The following is an 18675-nucleotide window of genomic DNA, read 5'->3' as shown; positions in this document are numbered from 1 at the left end:
GTGGTCATGCCGCGAAAGCCCTCAGTACAAATAGGATGCTCGATTCAGCCAGCGTCAGAATTCAGTCCAGCCATCATCATCGACTGGCTTCAACGCGGCCGCCTGGGCGCCCGCCCCTCCTCCGAATGCGCCGGCCAGACGGCGGCCGAGCGCCCGTGCGGGCGACTCATCGCGCCGCGCCTTCGCTTGCGCCGCGCCGCTATCGCCGACGACATGAACGGCCGGCCCGCGAGGCTCCGCCATGACCGCGCCAGGGGCAGCGCCGTGCCCGGCGCGTCCCTCCGTGTGGAAGCGGCTGACGAGGCGGCGCAGCTGACCGGCCTGTTCTTCAAGGCTTTGGCAGGCGGCGTTCGTCTCTTCGACCATCGCGGCGTTCTTCTGCGTCACCTGGTCCATCTGGTTGACCGCGGTGTTGATCTCCTGGAGACCGACCGACTGCTCGCGCGCGGACGTCACGATCGCCGAGATGTGACCGCTTATCAGATGCACGTGCTTTTCGATTTCTTCCAGCGACACGCCGGTCTTGTTGACGTGTGCCACACCTGCGCCCACCTCGTCGGTGGACTTGTGGATCAGTCCCTTGATCTCCTTGGCGGCGTTGGCGGAGCGCTGGGCCAATTCGCGCACTTCCTGCGCGACAACGGCAAATCCCTTGCCTGCATCGCCGGCGCGCGCCGCTTCGACGCCCGCATTGAGTGCCAAAAGGTTGGTCTGGAAGGCGATGTCGTCGATGACGCCGATGATCTGGCTGATCTGCGCCGATGACGCCTCGATGCGCTCCATCGCGGCGATGGCGTCGCGCACGACAGCCCGCGAGGTCTGCGCCCCGGCCGTCGCATCGGTTACCATCCGGTTGGCTTCCTCGGCGCGCTGTGTGGTGCCGCGCACCGTCTGGGTGATCTCGTCCAGTGCCGCCGCGGTCTGCTCGAGCGATGCGGCCTGCTGCTCGGTGCGCCGCGACAGGTCGTCGGCGGCCGTTGCGATCTCACCCGAACTGTTGCGCACCGCACCCGTCGTCTCCGTGATTTCGCCCATCGTCTCGGCCAGCGAATCGACAGCGGCATTGAAATCGTCGCGCAGTGTGCGGAAATCCTCGCCAATCGCGCTGATGCGCACCGTCAGGTCGCCGCCGGCGAGGCGCTTCAGCGCGTCGCCGACGACCGTCATGGCCTCACCCTGCTCGCGCGAGACACGTTCGCTCTCGACCTCGTTGCGCTGGCGCTCGTCTTCGAATGCCTGGCGCTGGCGGGCGGCCTCAGCGTCGCTCGCATCCTTCGCCTGAGCCGACAATCGGAATGTGTCCAGCGCCTTGGCCACCACCCCGATCGTATCCGTGCGATGCTGGTGCGGCACGTCCGACTGCAAGTCGCCGCCCTCCAGCGTGCCGATGCGTGCGGTGAGCTCGCCAAGCGGCTTGCTGACGATCATGCGCAGAGCGAAGAGAAAGGCGCCAACGACGAGCAGGATGCAAACGCCCTGAAGCATCAGCGTTTCGAGACCGAAGGCCGCACCCGTTGCCGACAGGCGTTCCGTGCTCCAGACCGTGGCAACATAGCCGCGCGGATTGCCCTGGCTGTCAGCCTCGAGCGGAACGACGATCGTCACCTTACCGTCGCCCTCGGGAACATCGTCGATCACCGGTCCCGTGGGATCCCCGGCCATCACACGATCGATATCGGCAAGAGCCGGCGCTGCTTCGAAGCCCGGAAACGTCCAGGCGTCGAGCTGCGCCTTGTCGGAATTGAACGCGACGACCTGGCGAAGGTCGTGGTTCTCGCTCGAAGCATACCCGCCATAGGCTTCCTGGATTGCTTCGGGCACGTTCCATTTGATTCCACCAGCGGCGATCCGCCCGATCTGCTCGACTTCGCGCGTCCAGTTGACGAAGGCGTCCTCGCGCAACGTCGTCGCGGCCCGCTGCTGCAGGAAATAGACGGTGCCGGCGAGGCCGATGAGATTGATCACGACGATGACGGAGGCAAGCTTCGCCGTCAGCGACAGGCCCTTGAAACGCCGGTTTGCCTTGGGAGCTGAAGTCATTGAACTGGTCATGCGATTCCCCGATACGCTCAAAGCTTGTTCATGTTCACCGACACGGTGACGGCGCCGATCGGCCTGCCGGTGTCGGGATCGAAAATGGTCTTGTTCACCTGGGAGAGCAGCAGCCCGGTCTCCGCCTCGTATTCGACGGCGTCGATCTGGGTCACGCGGGAGGCCGCCTGGAAGGTCTTCTGGTGCTTGGCCTCATCGCCCTGCCAGTAATCCGAGGACGGCGTACTGAGCGCGACATTGAGGCCCTTCGCGTCCATCACGATGATCTCGACGATCATCCAGTCCGCTTCGCGCTGGCGCTCCTTGAGATAGCGTGACGCCTCCCGATCCATGACGGCCTGGACGAGCGGACGGCGATTGCCTTCCGACGCCATCTGCGCGCGCCATGTCGCATCGAGTTCATCGATCTCGCCCTGCGTCAGGCGGACGTTTTCAGCGTTCTGCGCTCTGAGCGCTGCAACGATCGGCTCCGAGCCGATCCATCCAGCCACATGACTGTCGAAATACTGCGCCACCTGCGGACGATGGTCGGGCCCTGGCCCGGCCGATGCTGGCGCGGCGAGCGAAAAGACGGCCAGCGCCAGGGCGGCGCGGCGGGTGCCGGCACGATCAAGAAGCGGCATGGTTCGGAATCCCCCCGAATACCGCGGCAAGGCAACGCCCCACCGCAGCGGTCAATATTCGTCGATGACTGAGTGATGTCGGCCTGACGTCATGTCCGCCGCGCGTCGTGCGGACGGCCAAGACTGTCCGGACGAGACCTACTTATGAATAGGATTGGGTTTCTGGAGTGTTAACGCTCAAGTGCAAGAAGCTGGGCGCAAGTACAGCGGCAAACCACAACTAGAGCTGGAAAATGCAATTAAAAGTAAGACCCCTGCCGGCACGTCGGCCGGCAGGTTGTAGCAACATTGAAAATCCTGGTCAGAAAATCAAGCTGAGAATACCGATCACGACCAGGAGGCCGATCAGGAAGATGACGCCGACGGTTCCGCCAATGAACTTCAACATGTGTGCTGTCCTTTCGACAAAGGTGTGATTTCTGCCACAACGTCGCAGACGCGGTTTCGATCCGCGGCCGCTTATTTTCGCCGACCCGCCGAACGACAATCCTGCCGTCCTGCCCTTTTCCCACATCACTCGGCGGTTTATGCTTGTCTGAAATAAGTCCTCAACGGTGATCGATGTCCTCCAGTAATGAAATTCATCCGAGCTCGGTGCGCGAGGGGCGCCCACGCAAGAAGCCGGCCTATATCGACGTCAAGCGCGGCGTGAAGGACTGGAAGGAGGCCAGCGAATGGCTCAAATGGCGTGGTATCGAGGACATCGAATGCATAACGCCCGATATCGCCGGCGTTCCCCGCGGCAAGATGATGCCGACCTCCAAGTTCACCTCCAACACCTCGCTGTCGCTGCCGTCCGCGCTGTTCCGCCATACCATCTCGGGCGAATATCCCGAGGAGACCGGTGATTTTCGCTACGATCCGACCGATGGCGATCTGAAGCTGGTGCCCGATCTCGGCACCATCTCGGCCGTACCATGGGAAACCGACCCGACGGCGCAGGTCGTTTGCGATATCGTCGACACGCAGGGAAAGGCGGTCGGCTATACCCCGCGCAACGTCCTGAAACGCGTCGTCGCGCTCTACCGCGACAGGGGCTGGCAGCCGGTCGTTGCACCGGAAATCGAATTCTATCTCGTCGCAAGGAACGCGGACCCGGACTATCCGCTTCAACCGCCGAAAGGGCGCTCCGGCCGCACCATCGCCGGTGGCCAGTCCTACTCCATCGCCGGCGTCAACGAGTTCGACGAACTGATCGACGACATCTACCATTTCTCCGAAGCCCAAGGGCTGGAGATTGATACGCTGATCCATGAGGAAGGGCCCGCGCAGCTGGAGATAAACCTGCGCCATGGTGATCCGGTCGAACTGGCCGATCAGGTCTTCCTGTTCAAGCGCACGCTGCGTGAAGCAGCATTGAAACACGACATGTATGCCACCTTCATGGCCAAGCCGATGCAGGGCCAGGCCGGGTCGGCCATGCACATCCACCAGTCGGTGGTCGACCTGGCGAGCGGACGCAACATATTCGCGCTCGAGGATGGCAGCCATTCGCCCGAGTTCTTCTCCTTCATCGGCGGCATGCAGCATTTCGTTCCGAAATCGCTGGTCATGATGGCGCCTTACGTCAATTCCTATCGCCGCCTGACGCCGGACATGGCCTGCCCTGTCAACAACGCGTGGGGCTACGACAACCGCACGACCGCTTTTCGCGTCCCCAGTTCCGACCCGACGGCGCGCCGCGTGGAAAACCGGCTGCCCTCTTCGGATACGAACCCCTATCTGGCGCTCGCCGCCTCGCTGGCCGCCGGCTATCTCGGCATGGTGCGCGGCGTCAAACCGTCGGACCCGACCGCCCATACCGCCAATGAAGGCACGACTGTCGACCTGCCGCGTGGATTGCTGGAAGCGGTGTCCCTGCTCGAAAGCGAGCCGGCCTTCCACGAGGTCTTCGGCGCCGACTTCATCGCAACCTATTGCGGCCTGAAGCGGGGCGAGTTCGAGACCTTCATGCAGGTCATCAGCCCGTGGGAACGCGAATATCTGCTTCTGAACGTTTGAGGCGGGCATGACGACCTATCGCAGCCCGATATCGCCGGGCCTGTCCTGGTATGAAGACGGCCTTGCGGGCCGCCCGGTATTCGACCCGCTCGACGGCTCGCGCCGGGCCGACGTTGTCATCGTCGGCGGGGGCTATACCGGGATGCAGGCCGCGCTCAACCTCGCCGAGGCGGGGGTCGACGTCGCGCTGATCGAAGCGGCAAGGTTCGGCGACGGGGCCTCGGGCCGCAATGGCGGTCAGATCGGAACGGGTCAGCGTGCCGACGCCGACGAACTGGAGGCCGAATACGGCGCCGAGCGCGCCCGCGCGCTCTTCGAGCTCGCCGAGGACGCAAAGCGCTATTTGCTCGACTGTGGCGAGCGATACGGCATCGACATCGACTACCGCCCCGGCCAGCTTTCGCTCGCCCACAAGGCCCGCTATGTCGATGATTTCCGCCGCTATACCGATGAAATGCGCGAGCGATGGAACTATCCGCATGTCTCATTCATGGACCGGGAAGAAACGGCCTGGCGGGTCGGTTCCAGACGGTTCTTCGCGGGCGTGCGCGACACCGGAACCGGCCACATCCATCCCATGAAGCTGATGGTCGGCCTGGCGCGCGCCGCCGCGGCTGCCGGGGCGGGCCTTTTTGAAGGCACGCGAGCCGAAAAGATCGAGGCGGGGAACGGAAAGGTCATCGTCACGACCAGGTCCGGAACGATCACCGCAAAGCATGGCCTCATCGCATGCAACGCCCATATCGACGGGCTGGAGCCCGTGACGGCAGCCCATGTGATGCCGATCCGCTCGTTCATCGGCGCGACGGTCCCTGTCGAGGATGCCTCCATCCTGCCGGGCGGCGAAGCAGTGGACGACAGCCGCTTCGTCGTGCGCTATTTCCGCAAGACCGCCGACGGCCGGCTGCTTTTTGGCGGGCGCGAGGCCTATACCTCGGAGAACCCGAAGGATATCTCGACGCATATCCGCAAGCAGATCGCCGAGATCTATCCGTCGCTGCACGACATCGAACTGACCCATGCCTGGGGCGGCTCGGTGGCGATCACCCTGCCGCGCAAGCCCTTCGTGCGCGAAGTCATGCCAGGCGTCATCTCGATCGGCGGATTTTCCGGCCATGGCGTCAAGCTCTCCAACTATTGCGGGAAGCTCTATGCCGACACCATCCTCGGCGACCGAACCCGCCTCGCCCTCTTCGAACAACTGAAGGTTCCCCCGTTTCCAGGCGGAACGAAGCTGCGCGCGCCGCTGCTGTTCCTCGCGCTGACCTGGTTCGCCCTGCGCGACAGGATTTGATGCGACAGTTTGATCGAACCGCGGGTCTGGCCTTTTTAAATCGATTAGATTACAAGTCCGCGAGAGATTAAGGAGCGGGACATGAGCAGCCAGATCATTCCGGTCGAGCCTTTCGACTACATCGTGTTCGGTGGAACCGGCGATCTTTCCGAGCGCAAACTGTTGCCGGCTCTCTACCATCGCCAGCTCGCCGGACAGTTGACCGAGCCAACGCGCATCATCGGCGCGTCGCGCTCTGCGCTTTCCCACGAGGAATTCCGCGCCTTTGCGCGCGACGCCCTGACCGAGCACGTGAAAGCGGACGAACTTGGAAAGGACGATGTCGAACGCTTCCTGGCGCGCCTGTTCTACGTTGCGGTCGACGCGAAGTCAGACAAGGGCTGGGACGAACTGAAGGCGCTGCTCGCCGAGGGCGAAGGCCGCATCCGCGCATTCTACCTCGCCGTCGGCCCGGCGCTCTTCGGCGATATCGCGCAGCACATCCGCGATCACGGCCTCATCACCGCGAAGACACGCATCGTCGTCGAAAAGCCGATCGGACGGGACCTTGCATCCGCGCGCGAGCTCAACGACACGATCGGCAGCGTATTCAAGGAAGAGCAGGTCTTCCGCATCGATCACTATCTCGGCAAGGAAACGGTCCAGAACCTGATGGTGATGCGCTTTGCCAACGCGCTCTATGAGCCGTTGTGGAATTCGGCGCATATCGACCACGTTCAGATCACAGTCGCCGAATCGGTGGGGCTCGAGGGCCGGGCCGGCTACTACGACAAGGCCGGCGCCATGCGCGACATGGTCCAGAACCATCTTCTCCAGCTCGTCTGCCTCGTCGCGATGGAACCGCCATCTTCGATGGACGCCGAAGCGGTGCGCGACGAGAAGCTGAAGGTGTTGCGCTCGTTGAAGCCGATCACGGCGGCGAATGTTGAGCAGGTCACCGTGCGCGGCCAATACCGCGCAGGGGCGTCCGCCGGTGGTCCGGTCAAGGGTTACCTTGAGGAACTCGACGACGGCGCGTCCGATACCGAGACCTTCGTTGCCATAAAGGCCGAGATCGCCAATTGGCGCTGGGCCGGCGTACCCTTCTATCTGAGAACCGGCAAGCGCATGGCCGAGCGCGTCTCCGAGATCGTCATCACATTCAAGCCGATCCCGCATTCCGTCTTCGACGAAAGCGCCGGCAGGGTGATCGCGAACCAGCTCGTCATCCGCCTGCAGCCCGACGAGGCGGTCAAGCAGTGGATCATGATCAAGGATCCTGGTCCCGGCGGGATGCGGCTGCGCCATGTGCCGCTCGACATGACGTTCGCTGAGAATTTCGACGTGCGCAATCCCGATGCCTATGAGCGCCTCCTGCTCGACGTCATCCGCAACAACCAGACGCTGTTCATGCGCCGCGACGAGGTCGAGGCCGCATGGAAATGGGTCGATCCCATTCTCAAGGCCTGGGAAGCGAACGCCCAGGCCGTTCAGGGATATACGGCAGGGACGTCGGGGCCGAGTCAGGCCATCGCGCTGATCGAGCGCGACGGGCGAACCTGGCACGAAAGGCGCTGAAGCCGATGAGCGATATCGCCCACCACGACTTTGCCGACCGCGATGCATTGGCCGCCGCACTTGCCGGCCGTATCGCCGAAACCCTGGACCGCGCCATCGCGGAGCGTGGACGGGCAACACTGGCCGTATCGGGGGGCTCGACGCCGCACCGCCTGTTTCAGGAACTGTCGACCCGCGAACTCGCATGGGACAGGGTCACGGTGACGCTGGTGGACGAGCGGTTCGTACCGGAAACGGACGAGCGTTCCAATCAGCGCCTCGTCGTCGAACGCCTGATGCAGAACAACGCGGCCCGTGCCAGCTTCGTGCCGCTCTACAACGAGGCGCCGACGCCGCATCAGGCCGCTGATCGGGCGAGTGCTGTCATTGCCGGCTTGCCGCGCCCCTTCGATGCGATCATCCTCGGCATGGGCAATGACGGTCATACGGCCTCGTTCTTTGCCGGCGGCGACAACCTCGATGAGGCTCTGTCGGAGGCGGCGGACAAGTCGGTCATCGCCATGACGGCCCCTGGCGCGGAGGAAGCGCGCCTGACGCTGACGTTCCCTGCAATTGCCGATGCGCGGTTCCTCGCGCTGCATATCGAGGGTGCGGAAAAAAAGCAGACGCTGGCGCGCGCGCAGACATCCGGCGCCGAAACCGAAATGCCGGTGCGCGCCGTGCTCCATCGGGCCGCGACACCGGTTGAGATCTACTGGGCTCCCTGAGCCTCACCGCGCCGGCCAGGGCGCCGGCCACCACTTGAAACAGGACGAAAGAACATGGCCGCCCACAAGCGTATCACCGCCATCACAAACCGTCTGATCGAGCGCTCGAAGCCGACGCGCCAGCTGTATCTGGATCGCCTGCGCCGTGCTGCAGATGCCGGCCCGCACCGCACGACCCTGTCCTGCGGCAACCTTGCCCATGGCTTCGCCGCCTGCGCACCAGCCGAAAAATCGGCCTTGGCCGGCGACCGGGCCGCAAATCTCGGCATCATCACCGCCTATAACGACATGCTCTCGGCGCACCAGCCCTTCGAGCGCTTCCCCGAGCTCATCCGGGAGGCTGCGAGGGAAGCCGGCGGCGTTGCTCAGGTGGCCGGCGGCGTGCCTGCCATGTGTGATGGCGTGACCCAGGGCCAGCCGGGCATGGAACTGTCGCTCTTCTCCCGTGACGTCATCGCCATGGCCGCCGGCATCGGCCTGTCGCACAACATGTTCGACACAACAGTCTATCTCGGCGTTTGCGACAAGATCGTTCCGGGCCTGATGATCGCCGCGATGACCTTCGGCCATCTTCCTGCGATCTTTGTTCCGGCGGGACCCATGACGACGGGACTGCCGAATGACGAGAAGGCACGGGTGCGCCAGCTTTACGCCGAGGGCAAGGTCGGGCGCGATGAGCTGCTGGAGGCCGAATCCAGGAGCTATCACGGGCCTGGCACCTGTACCTTCTACGGCACGGCCAACTCCAACCAGATGCTGATGGAGATCATGGGCCTGCACACGCCCGGCGCCTCCTTCATCAACCCGAACACCCCTCTCAGAGATGCCCTGACGAGGGAAGCCACGAAGCGCGCACTCGCCATCACCGCGCTCGGCAACGAGTTCACCCCGGCCGGCGAGATGATCGACGAGCGCTCCATCGTCAACGGCGTCGTCGGCTTGCATGCGACCGGAGGGTCGACAAACCACACGCTGCATCTGGTCGCCATGGCGCGCGCCGCCGGCATTCACCTGACATGGGAAGACATTTCCGAACTGTCGGATGTCGTTCCATTGCTCGCCCGTGTCTACCCGAACGGCCTTGCCGACGTGAACCATTTCCATGCCGCCGGCGGCATGGGCTACCTGATCGCGCAGCTTCTGTCGAAAGGCCTGGTGCACGACGACGTCCGCACCGTCTGGGGCCAGGGCCTCGCCTCCTATGCCATCGACGTGCGCCTCGGTGAAAACGGCACCGTCGCCCGCGCCCCGGCACCGAAGGAAAGCGGTGACCCCAAGGTGCTCTCGACCGTCGATCAGCCTTTTCAGCCGAACGGGGGCTTGAAGATGCTGAGCGGCAATCTCGGCGCGGCCGTCATCAAGATCTCCGCCGTCAAGTCGGATCGGCATGTCGTCGAGGCGCCGGCGCGCGTCTTCCACGACCAGCAGGATCTGATCGATGCCTTCAAGGCAGGCGAACTGGACCGCGATTTCGTCGCCGTCATCCGCTATCAGGGCCCGAAGGCGAACGGCATGCCGGAACTACACAAGCTCACTCCCTCGCTCGGCGTTTTGCAGGATCGCGGTCATCACGTCGCACTGGTCACCGATGGACGCATGTCGGGCGCTTCCGGAAAGGTGCCGGCGGCAATCCACGTGACGCCTGAAGCCTGCGACGGGGGTCCGATCGCGAAGGTTAGAGACGGCGACATGGTCCGCGTCGATGCGGTGAAGGGCGAATTGACCGTCCTGGTGGATCAGGCCACATGGGAGGACCGTCTACCCGCCGATGCCGATCTCGAACGGAACGGCTTCGGCATGGGCCGTGAGCTGTTCGCCGCCTTGCGCGCCAATGCGGGGCCGGCGAGCGAAGGCGCGAGCGTCTTGTACTGAGCAATTGGATCGGGGCGCATCATCGACGTCAGGAGGGCCATGGCGTCGCTCGACGCGCATAGCCCTCCCGGCCCCCGTAAGGCCGCCGTCAGTTCGGCACGAGCACCTGATTGACGACGTGGATCACGCCGTTCGACTGATTGACGTCGGCTGTCGTGATCACCGACGTCCCGCCATTTTCATCCATCAGGGCAAGGCCCCGGCCGGACTGCATGACGGTGAGGGTGTCGCCGCTGACCGTCTGAAGCTCGAGCTGGCCGCCATTGGCCATGACATCGCGCATCAGTTCGCCGCCGGAGAGATCGCCCGCCACGACATGGGCGGTCAGCACCTTGACGAGTTGGTCCTTGTTCTCCGGCATCAGCAGCGTCTCGACGGTGCCCGCCGGCAGCGCGGCAAAGCCTGAGTTGACGGGCGCGAACACAGTGAACGGGCCGGCGCCCGAAAGCGTCTCGACCAGTCCGGCGGCCTTGACCGCCGCCACGAGTGTGGTGTGAACCGGCGAATTTACCGCATTCTCGACAATCGACCGGTTCTCGAACATCGGCGCACCGCCGACGGTCGGGTTGGATTGGGCATGGGCTGCCCCTGCGGCCAGCGCTGCGATCAGCGCCAACCCGCCTGAAATGTTCCTGTTCATGTCACCTCCGCTTGGGTTTGTCCGTTAGTCGGGACATGAGCAGATACGGAAACGCACAGGAAAAGGTTTCAGGAACGCCTGTCAGCCGTCACTCGAACGGCGATAGGTCTGCCCCGCCGCGTCGAAGAGGTGGAGCGTTTCGCGGCCTGCGGTGAAGCGGACGCGCTCGCCGCGCCGGCTGGGATGGTTGCCCGGCATCTTGGCGATGATCGGCTGATCCTTCACCAGACCCTCGATATAGTAGAGCGTCACCTCCCCCAACTGCTCGGCAAGCGCCACTTCACCTTCGAAGATGAAATCATCGCCTTCCGCCACCGTCAGGTCTTCCGGGCGCACGCCGAAGCTTGCCTCCTTTCCGCTCTCGGCCGGATCGGTCGGGATGTCGACGGTCACGGACTTCCCACCGGTCAGGGTAACCGTCGTCTGTGCGCCCGCGCTCTCGATCTTGGCCGGGATGATGTTCATCGCCGGCGACCCGATGAACTGGGCGACGAATAGGTTGGCCGGACGGTTGTAGAGTTCGATCGGCGCGCCGACCTGCTCGATGTGGCCGGCCGAGAGAACCACGATCCGGTCGGCCAGCGTCATCGCTTCGACCTGGTCGTGGGTCACGTAGATCATGGTCGAATTCGGCATCGACTCGTGCAGCTTGTTGATCTCGATGCGCGTCGCCACCCGCAGGGCGGCATCGAGGTTGGAAAGCGGTTCGTCGAAGAGGAAGACCTTCGGGTCGCGGCAGATCGCGCGGCCGATCGCGACACGCTGGCGCTGGCCGCCAGAAAGCGCCTTTGGCAGTCGATCGAGATAGGGCTCAAGTTGCAGGATCGCGGCTGCGGAGCGAACCCGTCGGTCGATCTCTTCCTTGCTCTCCTTGGCGATCCGCATGCCGAACGCCATGTTGTCGTAAACCGTCATGTGCGGATAGAGCGCATAGGACTGGAACACCATCGCGATCCCGCGCTTGGACGGCGGGATATCGTTGACCGTCTCCCCGTCGATCTTGAGTGTTCCTCCGGTGATGTCCTCCAGGCCGGCGATCATGCGCAGCAGCGTGGACTTTCCGCATCCCGACGGGCCGACGAAGACGACGAACTCGCCTTCCTGGATCTCCAGATCGATACCGTGAATGACGTCGACGCTTCCATAGGATTTGCGGATGTCGGTCAGTGTCAGTCCAGTCATTGTGCCCTCCCGGCTCTCCCTTGGGTCGCGGGCGGCCGTACCGCCGGCGCCCGCAATGTCCTTCCCGCGCTCAGTCGAGCCGGCCGATGAATGCGTTGTAGGGTGGCAGTTCGATATCGCTCTCGCGCAAAAGGCCCGAAAAGCCATGCCCCTCAAGCCCCGTGATCCCGCCCTGCGGGCGCGGCACGGTCTGGTACGTCCCGGCGAAATTGAACATGCAGATCAGGCTTTCATTGCCGACGCTGCGGGTGAAGACCAGCACGTCGCCATCGCTGGAGAGCACCTCCATGTCACCCTTGATGAGCGCTTGCTGGCTGCGCCGGAACTTGAGGAAGTGCCGATAGTGGTTGAGGATCGACGCGTGGCGGTGGTCCTGCAGGTCGACCGCGTGGTTGCGGTGCTCGGGCGGCACCGGCAGCCAGGGCTGGCCGACGGAAAAGCCGCCTGAGGGCCGGTCGTGCTCCCAGACCATCGGCGTGCGGCACCCGTCCCGTCCCTTGAAATCCGGCCAGAACTGGATGCCGTAGGGATCCTGGAGATCCTCGAACGCGATGTCGGCCTCCGTCAATCCGAGCTCTTCCCCCTGGTAGAGGCAGACTGAACCGCGCAGGCTCATCAGAAGTCCCGAAAGCATGCGCAGATACTGCTCGAAATCATGTTCCCTGACGAGATGCAGCCAGCGCGAGGAATGGCGCATGACGTCATGATTGGAAAACGCCCAGCACGCCCATCCCTCCGGCGCCGCCGTCTGGAAGCGGCCGATCACGGACGCAACGCGCGTCGGCGTCAGCGGCTCGCCGGACAGGAAGTCGAAGGCGTAGCACATATGCATCTTGTCGCCGCCGGACGTGTAGTCGGCAACGATCTGCAGGCCATACTGCGCATCGCCCACCTCGCCGACCGCCGCGATCGCCGGGTATTCCTCCATCAGCGCACGAAAGCGCTGCAGGAATAAAAGGTTCTCCGGCTGGTTCTTGTCGCGGATGTGGTCCTGCCAGTTGTAGGGATTGACCGCCGGTGCGATCGTCGCATTGCGCAATGTCGGATCGAGCGCTGGGTTGTCGCGCAGTTCCTTGTCGTGAAAGTAGAAGTTGATCGTGTCGAGCCGGAAGCCGTCGACGCCGCGTTCCAGCCAGAACCGCGTGACGTCGAGAAGCGCGTCCTGAACGTCCCGGTTATGGAAGTTGAGGTCGGGCTGGGAAGCCAGGAAATTGTGCAGGTAGTACTGCATCCGCGTCGGGTCCCAGTGCCAGCCCGAACCGCCGAAGATGGACAGCCAGTTGTTGGGCGGCGTGCCATCCGGCTTGGCATCTGCCCAGACATACCAGTCGGCCTTGGCGTTGGATTTGCTCGCGCGGCTCTCGACGAACCAGGGATGCTGATCCGAGGTGTGCGAGATGACGAGATCGATCATCACCTTGAGGCCGAGCCGGTGCGCTTCGGCAATCAGCATGTCGAAATCGTGCAGCGTGCCGAACATCTCGTCGACGCTGCGATAGTCCGACACGTCGTAGCCGAAATCCTTCATCGGCGATGTGAAGAACGGAGAGATCCAGATGGCATCGACGCCGAGCGAGGCGACGTAGGGCAGCCGGCGTGTGATGCCGTTGATATCCCCGATTCCGTCGCCGCTCGTGTCCTGGAAGGAACGCGGATAGATCTGGTAGATCACCGCGCCTCGCCACCAGTCGCGATCGGCCTCCCGGCCAACCAGCGCCGCCGTCGTCTCGCCGGCCTTCATTGCAATTGTCATGTCTTTATCAACCACCCTTGACTGATCCCGCCAGCAGGCCGCGCACGAGGTAGCGCTGCAGCGTGAAGAAGACGACCAGGGGCACCCCGATCGAAACGAAGGCCGCCGTGGCCAGAATTCCCCAGTCCCCGCCGCGCGAGCCCAAGAGGTCGTCGGCGATCTTGACCGTCATCACCTTGCTGGCGTCGTTGCTCGGCAAGAACACCTTGGCGACAAGAAGATCGTTCCATGTCCAGAGGAACTGGAAGATGGCGAAACTCGCCAGCGCGGGAAACGACAGCGGAAGCACGATCCGCACGAAGATCTCGAAATCCGTCGCTCCGTCGACCTTTGCGGATTCGATGATGTCGCGCGGCAGCCCGACCATGTAGTTGCGCAAGAGGTAGATCGCGAGCGGCAGGCCGAAGCCCGTATGCGCAAGCCAGATTCCGACAAAGCTCTGCCCGATGCCGAGTTGGGTATGGAGCGAGAGCATCGGCACCAGCGCCAGTTGCAGTGGCACGACGAGAAGCCCGACCACGGCCGCGATGAGGAGACCACGCCCGGGAAACTGCATCCAGGCCAAGGCATAGGCGGCGAACGCGGCGATGAGGATTGGAATGATCGTCGCCGGTATCGTCACGGTCAGCGTATTGATGAACGCGATGTCCATGTTGTCCGCGCTCAGCACCGTTCGGTAATTGTCGAGCGTGAATTTCGGCGGGGTCTCCGCGAAGAAATAGACGAACGGTGTCCCCTCCTCGGGATTTTCGACAAGTTCGGCGCGCAAGGTTCCGTCGTCGGAAACGGTGAGGGTCCCGCCGTCACGCAATTCTGCCGTCGTTCCGGCTTCGAACTCGCCAGGCTGGATGCTGCGTGTTCCGAACGCCGTCACGTTCCCGCCTCCGCCGGGGAACGCGTTGGCCACGCCCTGCAGCGTGAAGACATTGCCTTCCACCACAAAGCGCTCTCCATCCCGCGTGGCGCCCTCGGCCGGAACGCGGGCGCGAAAGGCCTGCTCGACGGGCAGCGGTGCCAGCCACCAGCCGGTCTGCGAGATCTGGTCGCGCTCTCTGAACGAGGAGACGAGAAGCCCGACCGTCGGGATCAGCCAGGCCACCACCATGATGATGACGGATATGTTGACGACCCAGGTGAGCGCCGATTTGCGTCCTGCGACATTGTGCGTGCTCATCGTCCCCTCCTCACCGCAGTTCTCTGCGCGCCTGCCGGATATTCCAGATCATCACCGGCAACACGATGAGCATGATGACGAAGGCGACGGCCGTGGCCCTGCCGTCGTCGCGGAACATGTAGGCCATCATGTAGGATGGCAGGATCTGCGTCCCGAAATTGCCGCCCGTCATCGTGTAGACGATGTCGAAGACCTTCAGCACGAGGATCGTGATCGTCGTCCAGACAACCACGATCGTGCCCATCATCTGAGGCACCTTGATCTTGAAGAAGATCTGGAACGGATTGGCGCCGTCGATCACCGCCGCCTCGACCGTTTCTTCGGGAATGCCGCGCAACGCGGCCGACAGGATGACCATCGCGAACCCTGTCTGGATCCAGATCAGGATGACCATCAGGAAGAAATTGTTCCAGAAGGGAATTTGCAGCACGTCGATCGGGCCGCTTGCCCCGAGCGCCTCACGAACGGCGTTGATCAGGCCGATATCGGCATTGTTGGCATAGACGAATTTCCAGATCAGCGAGGCACCGACGAAGGAGATCGCCATTGGCATGAAGATCAGCGATTTGGCGACGTTCCCCCAGCGCATCTTGTCGGTTAGCTGGGCCGCCAGAAGCCCGAATGCGGTGGCGCCGGCGGGCACGAAAAGCACCCAGAGAAAATTGTTGAGGACGGCGGTGCGGAACTCGTCCGACGCAGCCAGCGCCATGTAGTTGCCAAGTCCGATGAAATCGGTTCCGGCGCGGTTGAACAGCGATCGCCAGAAGGACCCGACAACTGGATAGACCAGATAGAGGCCAAGCGCGAAGATCGCCGGAAAAAGGAAAAGCCAGGGCCGCACCTTGTTGGCGCGGTTGATGTTTCGCCCGGCGTTCTTTCCCTTGGCCGGGAAGATCAGATGGTCGACGACAAGATTGGACAGATAGAAATATCCGACACAACCGCCGACGCCGATGACGATGGTGATCAGTCCTTGAACGAGTGGGTTCACGACCGCCGTCTCCTCCCAGAATGCAAGGGTCGCCGATCCCCGCGCCGCAATGGCGCGCGGGGATCGTCCATCTTTCGTCGATAGCCTATTCGATCGAGTCCCAGCGCTGCTGGATGTCGGCCGCAACGGTCTCTGCATCCGCCCCGCCGACATAGTCCACCATGCCGGTCCAGAATGCGCCGGCGCCGATCTCGCCCGGCATCAGGTCGGAGGCATCAAAGCGGAAGGTCGTCGCGTCGATCAGGATCTGGTTGAGGTTGCGTTGCAGATCGGTCGGGAAGACCTCCGCGTTGACCGAGGTGTGCGGCGTCAGGAAGCCCGACTGCGCCATCCAGATCTCGTGGGCAATGGGTGTCTTCAGGAAATCGATGAAGGTCCGCGCCACTTCGCTGTCCTGCGTGATGGCGAAGAGCGTACCGGCGCCCAGCACCGGACGGCCGAGATCCTGCGCCTCGTATGGCGGCATGTAGAAGAAATCGACATCGGTGCCGACCTGCGTCCCTTCCGGGAAGAACGTCGGGATGAACGATGCCTGATGGTGCATGTAGCACTCCGGCGGGAACGAGAAGAGACCGGCCGGGCTTTCGCGGAAGTCGGTATTGGCGACGCTTGCCGAACCGCCAGCGACGAAATCGTCGTTCGTGGCAAAGAAGCCGAACTCCTCGATCGCACCGACCACCGCCGGATCGTCGAACGGAATTTCGTTGGATACCCACTGGTCGTAGACTTCCGGCGGCTGCGTGCGCAGCATCATGTCTTCCACCCAGTCTGTTGCCGGCCAGCCGGTTGCCGCGCCCGAACCAAGGCCGATGCACCAAGGCGTGCCGCCATCGGCGACGATCTGCTCCGTCAGCCCCTTCAGATCCTCCATCGTCTCGGGAATTTCATAGCCCGCTTCTTCAAAAGCGGTGGGGATGAACCAGACGAGCGACTTCACGTCGATCTTGTAGAAGAAACCATAGAGAGCGTCTTCGCCGTCCTCTCCTTCGTAGGTACCGAGGTCGACCCAGGATTCACCCGCGGCATAGTTTTCCAGGACCCAGTCCGCCGTATCCTGCTCGAGCGGCGACAAGAAGCCCCGCGCCGCCATGTCCGCTGCAAGTCCGGGCTGGGGAAAAACGGCCAGGTTCGGCGCAGAACCCGCTTCGGCGCTGATCACGATGTCCTGCTCGAAGCTGTCCGAGCCCGAATAGTTGACCGTCGCCCCGGTGGCTTCCTCGAAATAGGCGATCACGGATTCAAACAGCTCCGCGTCGCTGCCGGTCCATGGCCCGGTCATCGACATCGACTCACCGCTGAGGTCATGCTCGCTGGCAAAGCTGTCGAAGCTCTCCCAGTTGAACGCATCGTCCTCGCCCGGCGCGAACATCAGTTCCTGGGCAACGGCGCCGGTGGCCGACAGCGCCAACGCTGCAACGCTCACCATCAACAAGCTTTTCATCAGATCACTCCTCCCGATTTTGCCGTTCCTGCGACGACGGCTGTCAAAGTCGATGCGGCACACGCTAGACCGAACAAGGGTGGTGCCGCGAAATTTCAAAGCGCTTTGGCTCCTTTGAGAACATTAGATGATGCGGTGAGAGTCAAGGGCGTTTGGCCGTTCCACTTAAAAGATTCCCGAATTGCTGCAGTGCGGTCTGGAATCTGGTCTGTTTCCAGTTATCATCGCAATATTCTTGTCTGACGCTCCTCAGGCCCTGTGCAACCAGAGGGAGAGCACGGCTGCGCCGGACAGCAAACATCAAAGCGCTTTGAGCGCATCGGCGGATCGGCAACGTGAATCTGAAAGAACTGGCCAAGTTCCTGAACCTATCCCAGACGACGGTCAGCCGCGCTCTCAACGGCTATCCTGAGGTCAACGAGCGCACACGTCAACGTGTGATGCAGGCAGTCCAGGCAACCGGCTATCGTCCCAATCGGGCCGCACAGCGCCTTGCGACCGGCAAGGCCGGGTCTATCGGGGTCATCATGCCCACGGCACCGGGACGCGACACGGACCTGCATTTCGCCGAGTTCCTTTCGGGCCTCGGCGAAGTCTGCCTGTCGGAAGACATGCTGCTCGTGGTTACGCCGAGCCGACCCGAAAACGAGGAGATGACGTTCCGCAAACTAGCAGCGGGCGGTACGGTGGATGCGATCTTCCTTGCTTATATCCGAAGGAACGACACCCGGATCGACCTGTTGAAATCACTGAGCCTTCCCTTCGTCGTCCATGGCCGCACGCTGGAGGAGGATCCTGATTTCCCTCTGCTCGATATCGACAATCTGGGCGCCTTCCGCGATGCGGCGCGGCTCTTGCTGCAACTCGGTCACCGGCGCATCGCGCTGCTCAACGGACCGGACTATCTGACATTCGCGATCGCCCGCCGCATGGGCCTGGAGGCGGCGCTCGCCGAAGCGGGCATGGCCACCGATCCGGCACTGTTCCAGCATTCGGGCATGACGGACGAGAACGGCTATCGCGGCATGATGCGCCTGCTAGACAGCGCCGAGCCGCCGACGGCGGTACTGTGCTCGTCGATCCTTCTGGCGCTCGGCGCCGTGCGTGCGATGAACCAGCGCGGCCTTGCTCTTGGAACGGACATCTCGCTGATCGCACATGACGATGTGTTCCCCTATCTGAAGCCGGAACATTTCTCGACGCCGCTGACCACCACGCGTTCGCCCATCCGCGCCGCCGGCGCCCGCATCGGCGAACGCCTGATCGGCGCCATTGCCGGTGGCGGCGAGGAGCCCTTGCAGGAGGTGTGGCCCGTCGACCTGATCGTGCGCGCATCGACCGGGCCGGCGCCGGCCGAAACCAAACGGGTGCGCCGCAAAGCCGGCTGA

The 18675-nt window shown here is 63.2% G+C and carries 15 protein-coding genes; 6 read left to right on the top strand and 9 right to left on the bottom strand.

Annotated elements, in window-relative coordinates:
* Positions 1-54: 54 nt before the first annotated feature.
* From CN673_RS00800 to CN673_RS21610, 3 genes are all read right to left on the bottom strand, one after another.
* Positions 55-2040 carry a methyl-accepting chemotaxis protein gene (locus CN673_RS00800; protein WP_198585848.1) on the bottom strand — a complete coding sequence of 662 codons (1986 nt, stop codon included), beginning with the start codon at positions 2038-2040 and terminating at the stop codon, positions 55-57.
* Between the two features lie 29 nt (positions 2041-2069).
* Positions 2070-2675, bottom strand: coding sequence for a hypothetical protein (locus CN673_RS00795; RefSeq protein WP_099864040.1), 606 nt, complete (start codon positions 2673-2675; stop codon positions 2070-2072).
* Between the two features lie 301 nt (positions 2676-2976).
* Positions 2977-3063: a small membrane protein YohP gene (locus tag CN673_RS21610; RefSeq protein WP_114149032.1), complete on the bottom strand. Its 87-nt coding sequence runs from the start codon at positions 3061-3063 to the stop codon at positions 2977-2979.
* Positions 3064-3236: 173 nt separating this feature from the next.
* On the opposite strand from CN673_RS21610, the gene CN673_RS00790 reads away from it, so the two are divergent.
* The 5 genes from CN673_RS00790 to edd all read left to right on the top strand — a co-directional run bounded on the left by CN673_RS00790 (position 3237) and on the right by edd (position 10106).
* Positions 3237-4676, top strand: a complete 1440-nt coding sequence (locus tag CN673_RS00790; RefSeq protein WP_099864037.1) for a glutamine synthetase family protein — start codon at positions 3237-3239, stop codon at positions 4674-4676.
* Between the two features lie 7 nt (positions 4677-4683).
* Complete coding sequence (locus tag CN673_RS00785; protein ID WP_099864034.1) at positions 4684-5970, top strand: NAD(P)/FAD-dependent oxidoreductase; 1287 nt, start codon at positions 4684-4686, stop codon at positions 5968-5970.
* Between the two features lie 81 nt (positions 5971-6051).
* Positions 6052-7527 carry a glucose-6-phosphate dehydrogenase gene (gene zwf / locus CN673_RS00780; protein ID WP_099864032.1) on the top strand — a complete coding sequence of 492 codons (1476 nt, stop codon included), beginning with the start codon at positions 6052-6054 and terminating at the stop codon, positions 7525-7527.
* 5 nt (positions 7528-7532) lie between these two features.
* A complete protein-coding gene (gene pgl, locus CN673_RS00775) occupies positions 7533-8234 on the top strand; it encodes a 6-phosphogluconolactonase (RefSeq protein WP_099864030.1) in 702 nt (233 codons plus the stop codon).
* A gap of 54 nt (positions 8235-8288) precedes the next feature.
* Positions 8289-10106, top strand: a complete 1818-nt coding sequence (edd, locus tag CN673_RS00770; protein WP_099864028.1) for a phosphogluconate dehydratase — start codon at positions 8289-8291, stop codon at positions 10104-10106.
* An 88-nt stretch (positions 10107-10194) separates the two neighbouring features.
* On the opposite strand, the gene CN673_RS00765 is transcribed toward edd, so the two are convergent.
* The 6 genes from CN673_RS00765 to CN673_RS00740 form a co-directional block, all read right to left on the bottom strand.
* Positions 10195-10746 (bottom strand): fasciclin domain-containing protein, encoded by a 552-nt coding sequence (locus CN673_RS00765; RefSeq protein WP_099864025.1) that lies wholly within the window; start codon positions 10744-10746, stop codon positions 10195-10197.
* An 81-nt stretch (positions 10747-10827) separates the two neighbouring features.
* Positions 10828-11928, bottom strand: a complete 1101-nt coding sequence (locus CN673_RS00760; RefSeq protein WP_099864023.1) for an ABC transporter ATP-binding protein — start codon at positions 11926-11928, stop codon at positions 10828-10830.
* Between the two features lie 70 nt (positions 11929-11998).
* Positions 11999-13669: a beta-galactosidase BglA gene (gene bglA / locus CN673_RS00755; RefSeq protein WP_099864020.1), complete on the bottom strand. Its 1671-nt coding sequence runs from the start codon at positions 13667-13669 to the stop codon at positions 11999-12001.
* Positions 13670-13688: 19 nt separating this feature from the next.
* A complete protein-coding gene (locus CN673_RS00750; RefSeq protein WP_099864018.1) occupies positions 13689-14855 on the bottom strand; it encodes a carbohydrate ABC transporter permease in 1167 nt (388 codons plus the stop codon).
* Between the two features lie 10 nt (positions 14856-14865).
* Positions 14866-15846 carry a carbohydrate ABC transporter permease gene (locus tag CN673_RS00745; RefSeq protein ID WP_099864016.1) on the bottom strand — a complete coding sequence of 327 codons (981 nt, stop codon included), beginning with the start codon at positions 15844-15846 and terminating at the stop codon, positions 14866-14868.
* Between the two features lie 85 nt (positions 15847-15931).
* The gene (locus CN673_RS00740) at positions 15932-17287 is read right to left on the bottom strand and encodes an ABC transporter substrate-binding protein (protein ID WP_099864014.1); all 1356 of its coding nucleotides are present in this window, start codon (positions 17285-17287) and stop codon (positions 15932-15934) included.
* 335 nt (positions 17288-17622) lie between these two features.
* Between CN673_RS00740 and CN673_RS00735 the strand changes: the two genes are divergently transcribed.
* A complete protein-coding gene (locus tag CN673_RS00735; protein ID WP_099864012.1) occupies positions 17623-18675 on the top strand; it encodes a LacI family DNA-binding transcriptional regulator in 1053 nt (350 codons plus the stop codon).

Source organism: Neopararhizobium haloflavum (genome assembly GCF_002750855.1).
In the GTDB taxonomy this organism is placed as follows: domain Bacteria; phylum Pseudomonadota; class Alphaproteobacteria; order Rhizobiales; family Rhizobiaceae; genus Georhizobium; species Georhizobium haloflavum.
The sequence above is the reverse complement of the archived record's forward strand: the minus strand, read 5'-3'. Positions and strand labels throughout refer to the sequence as shown.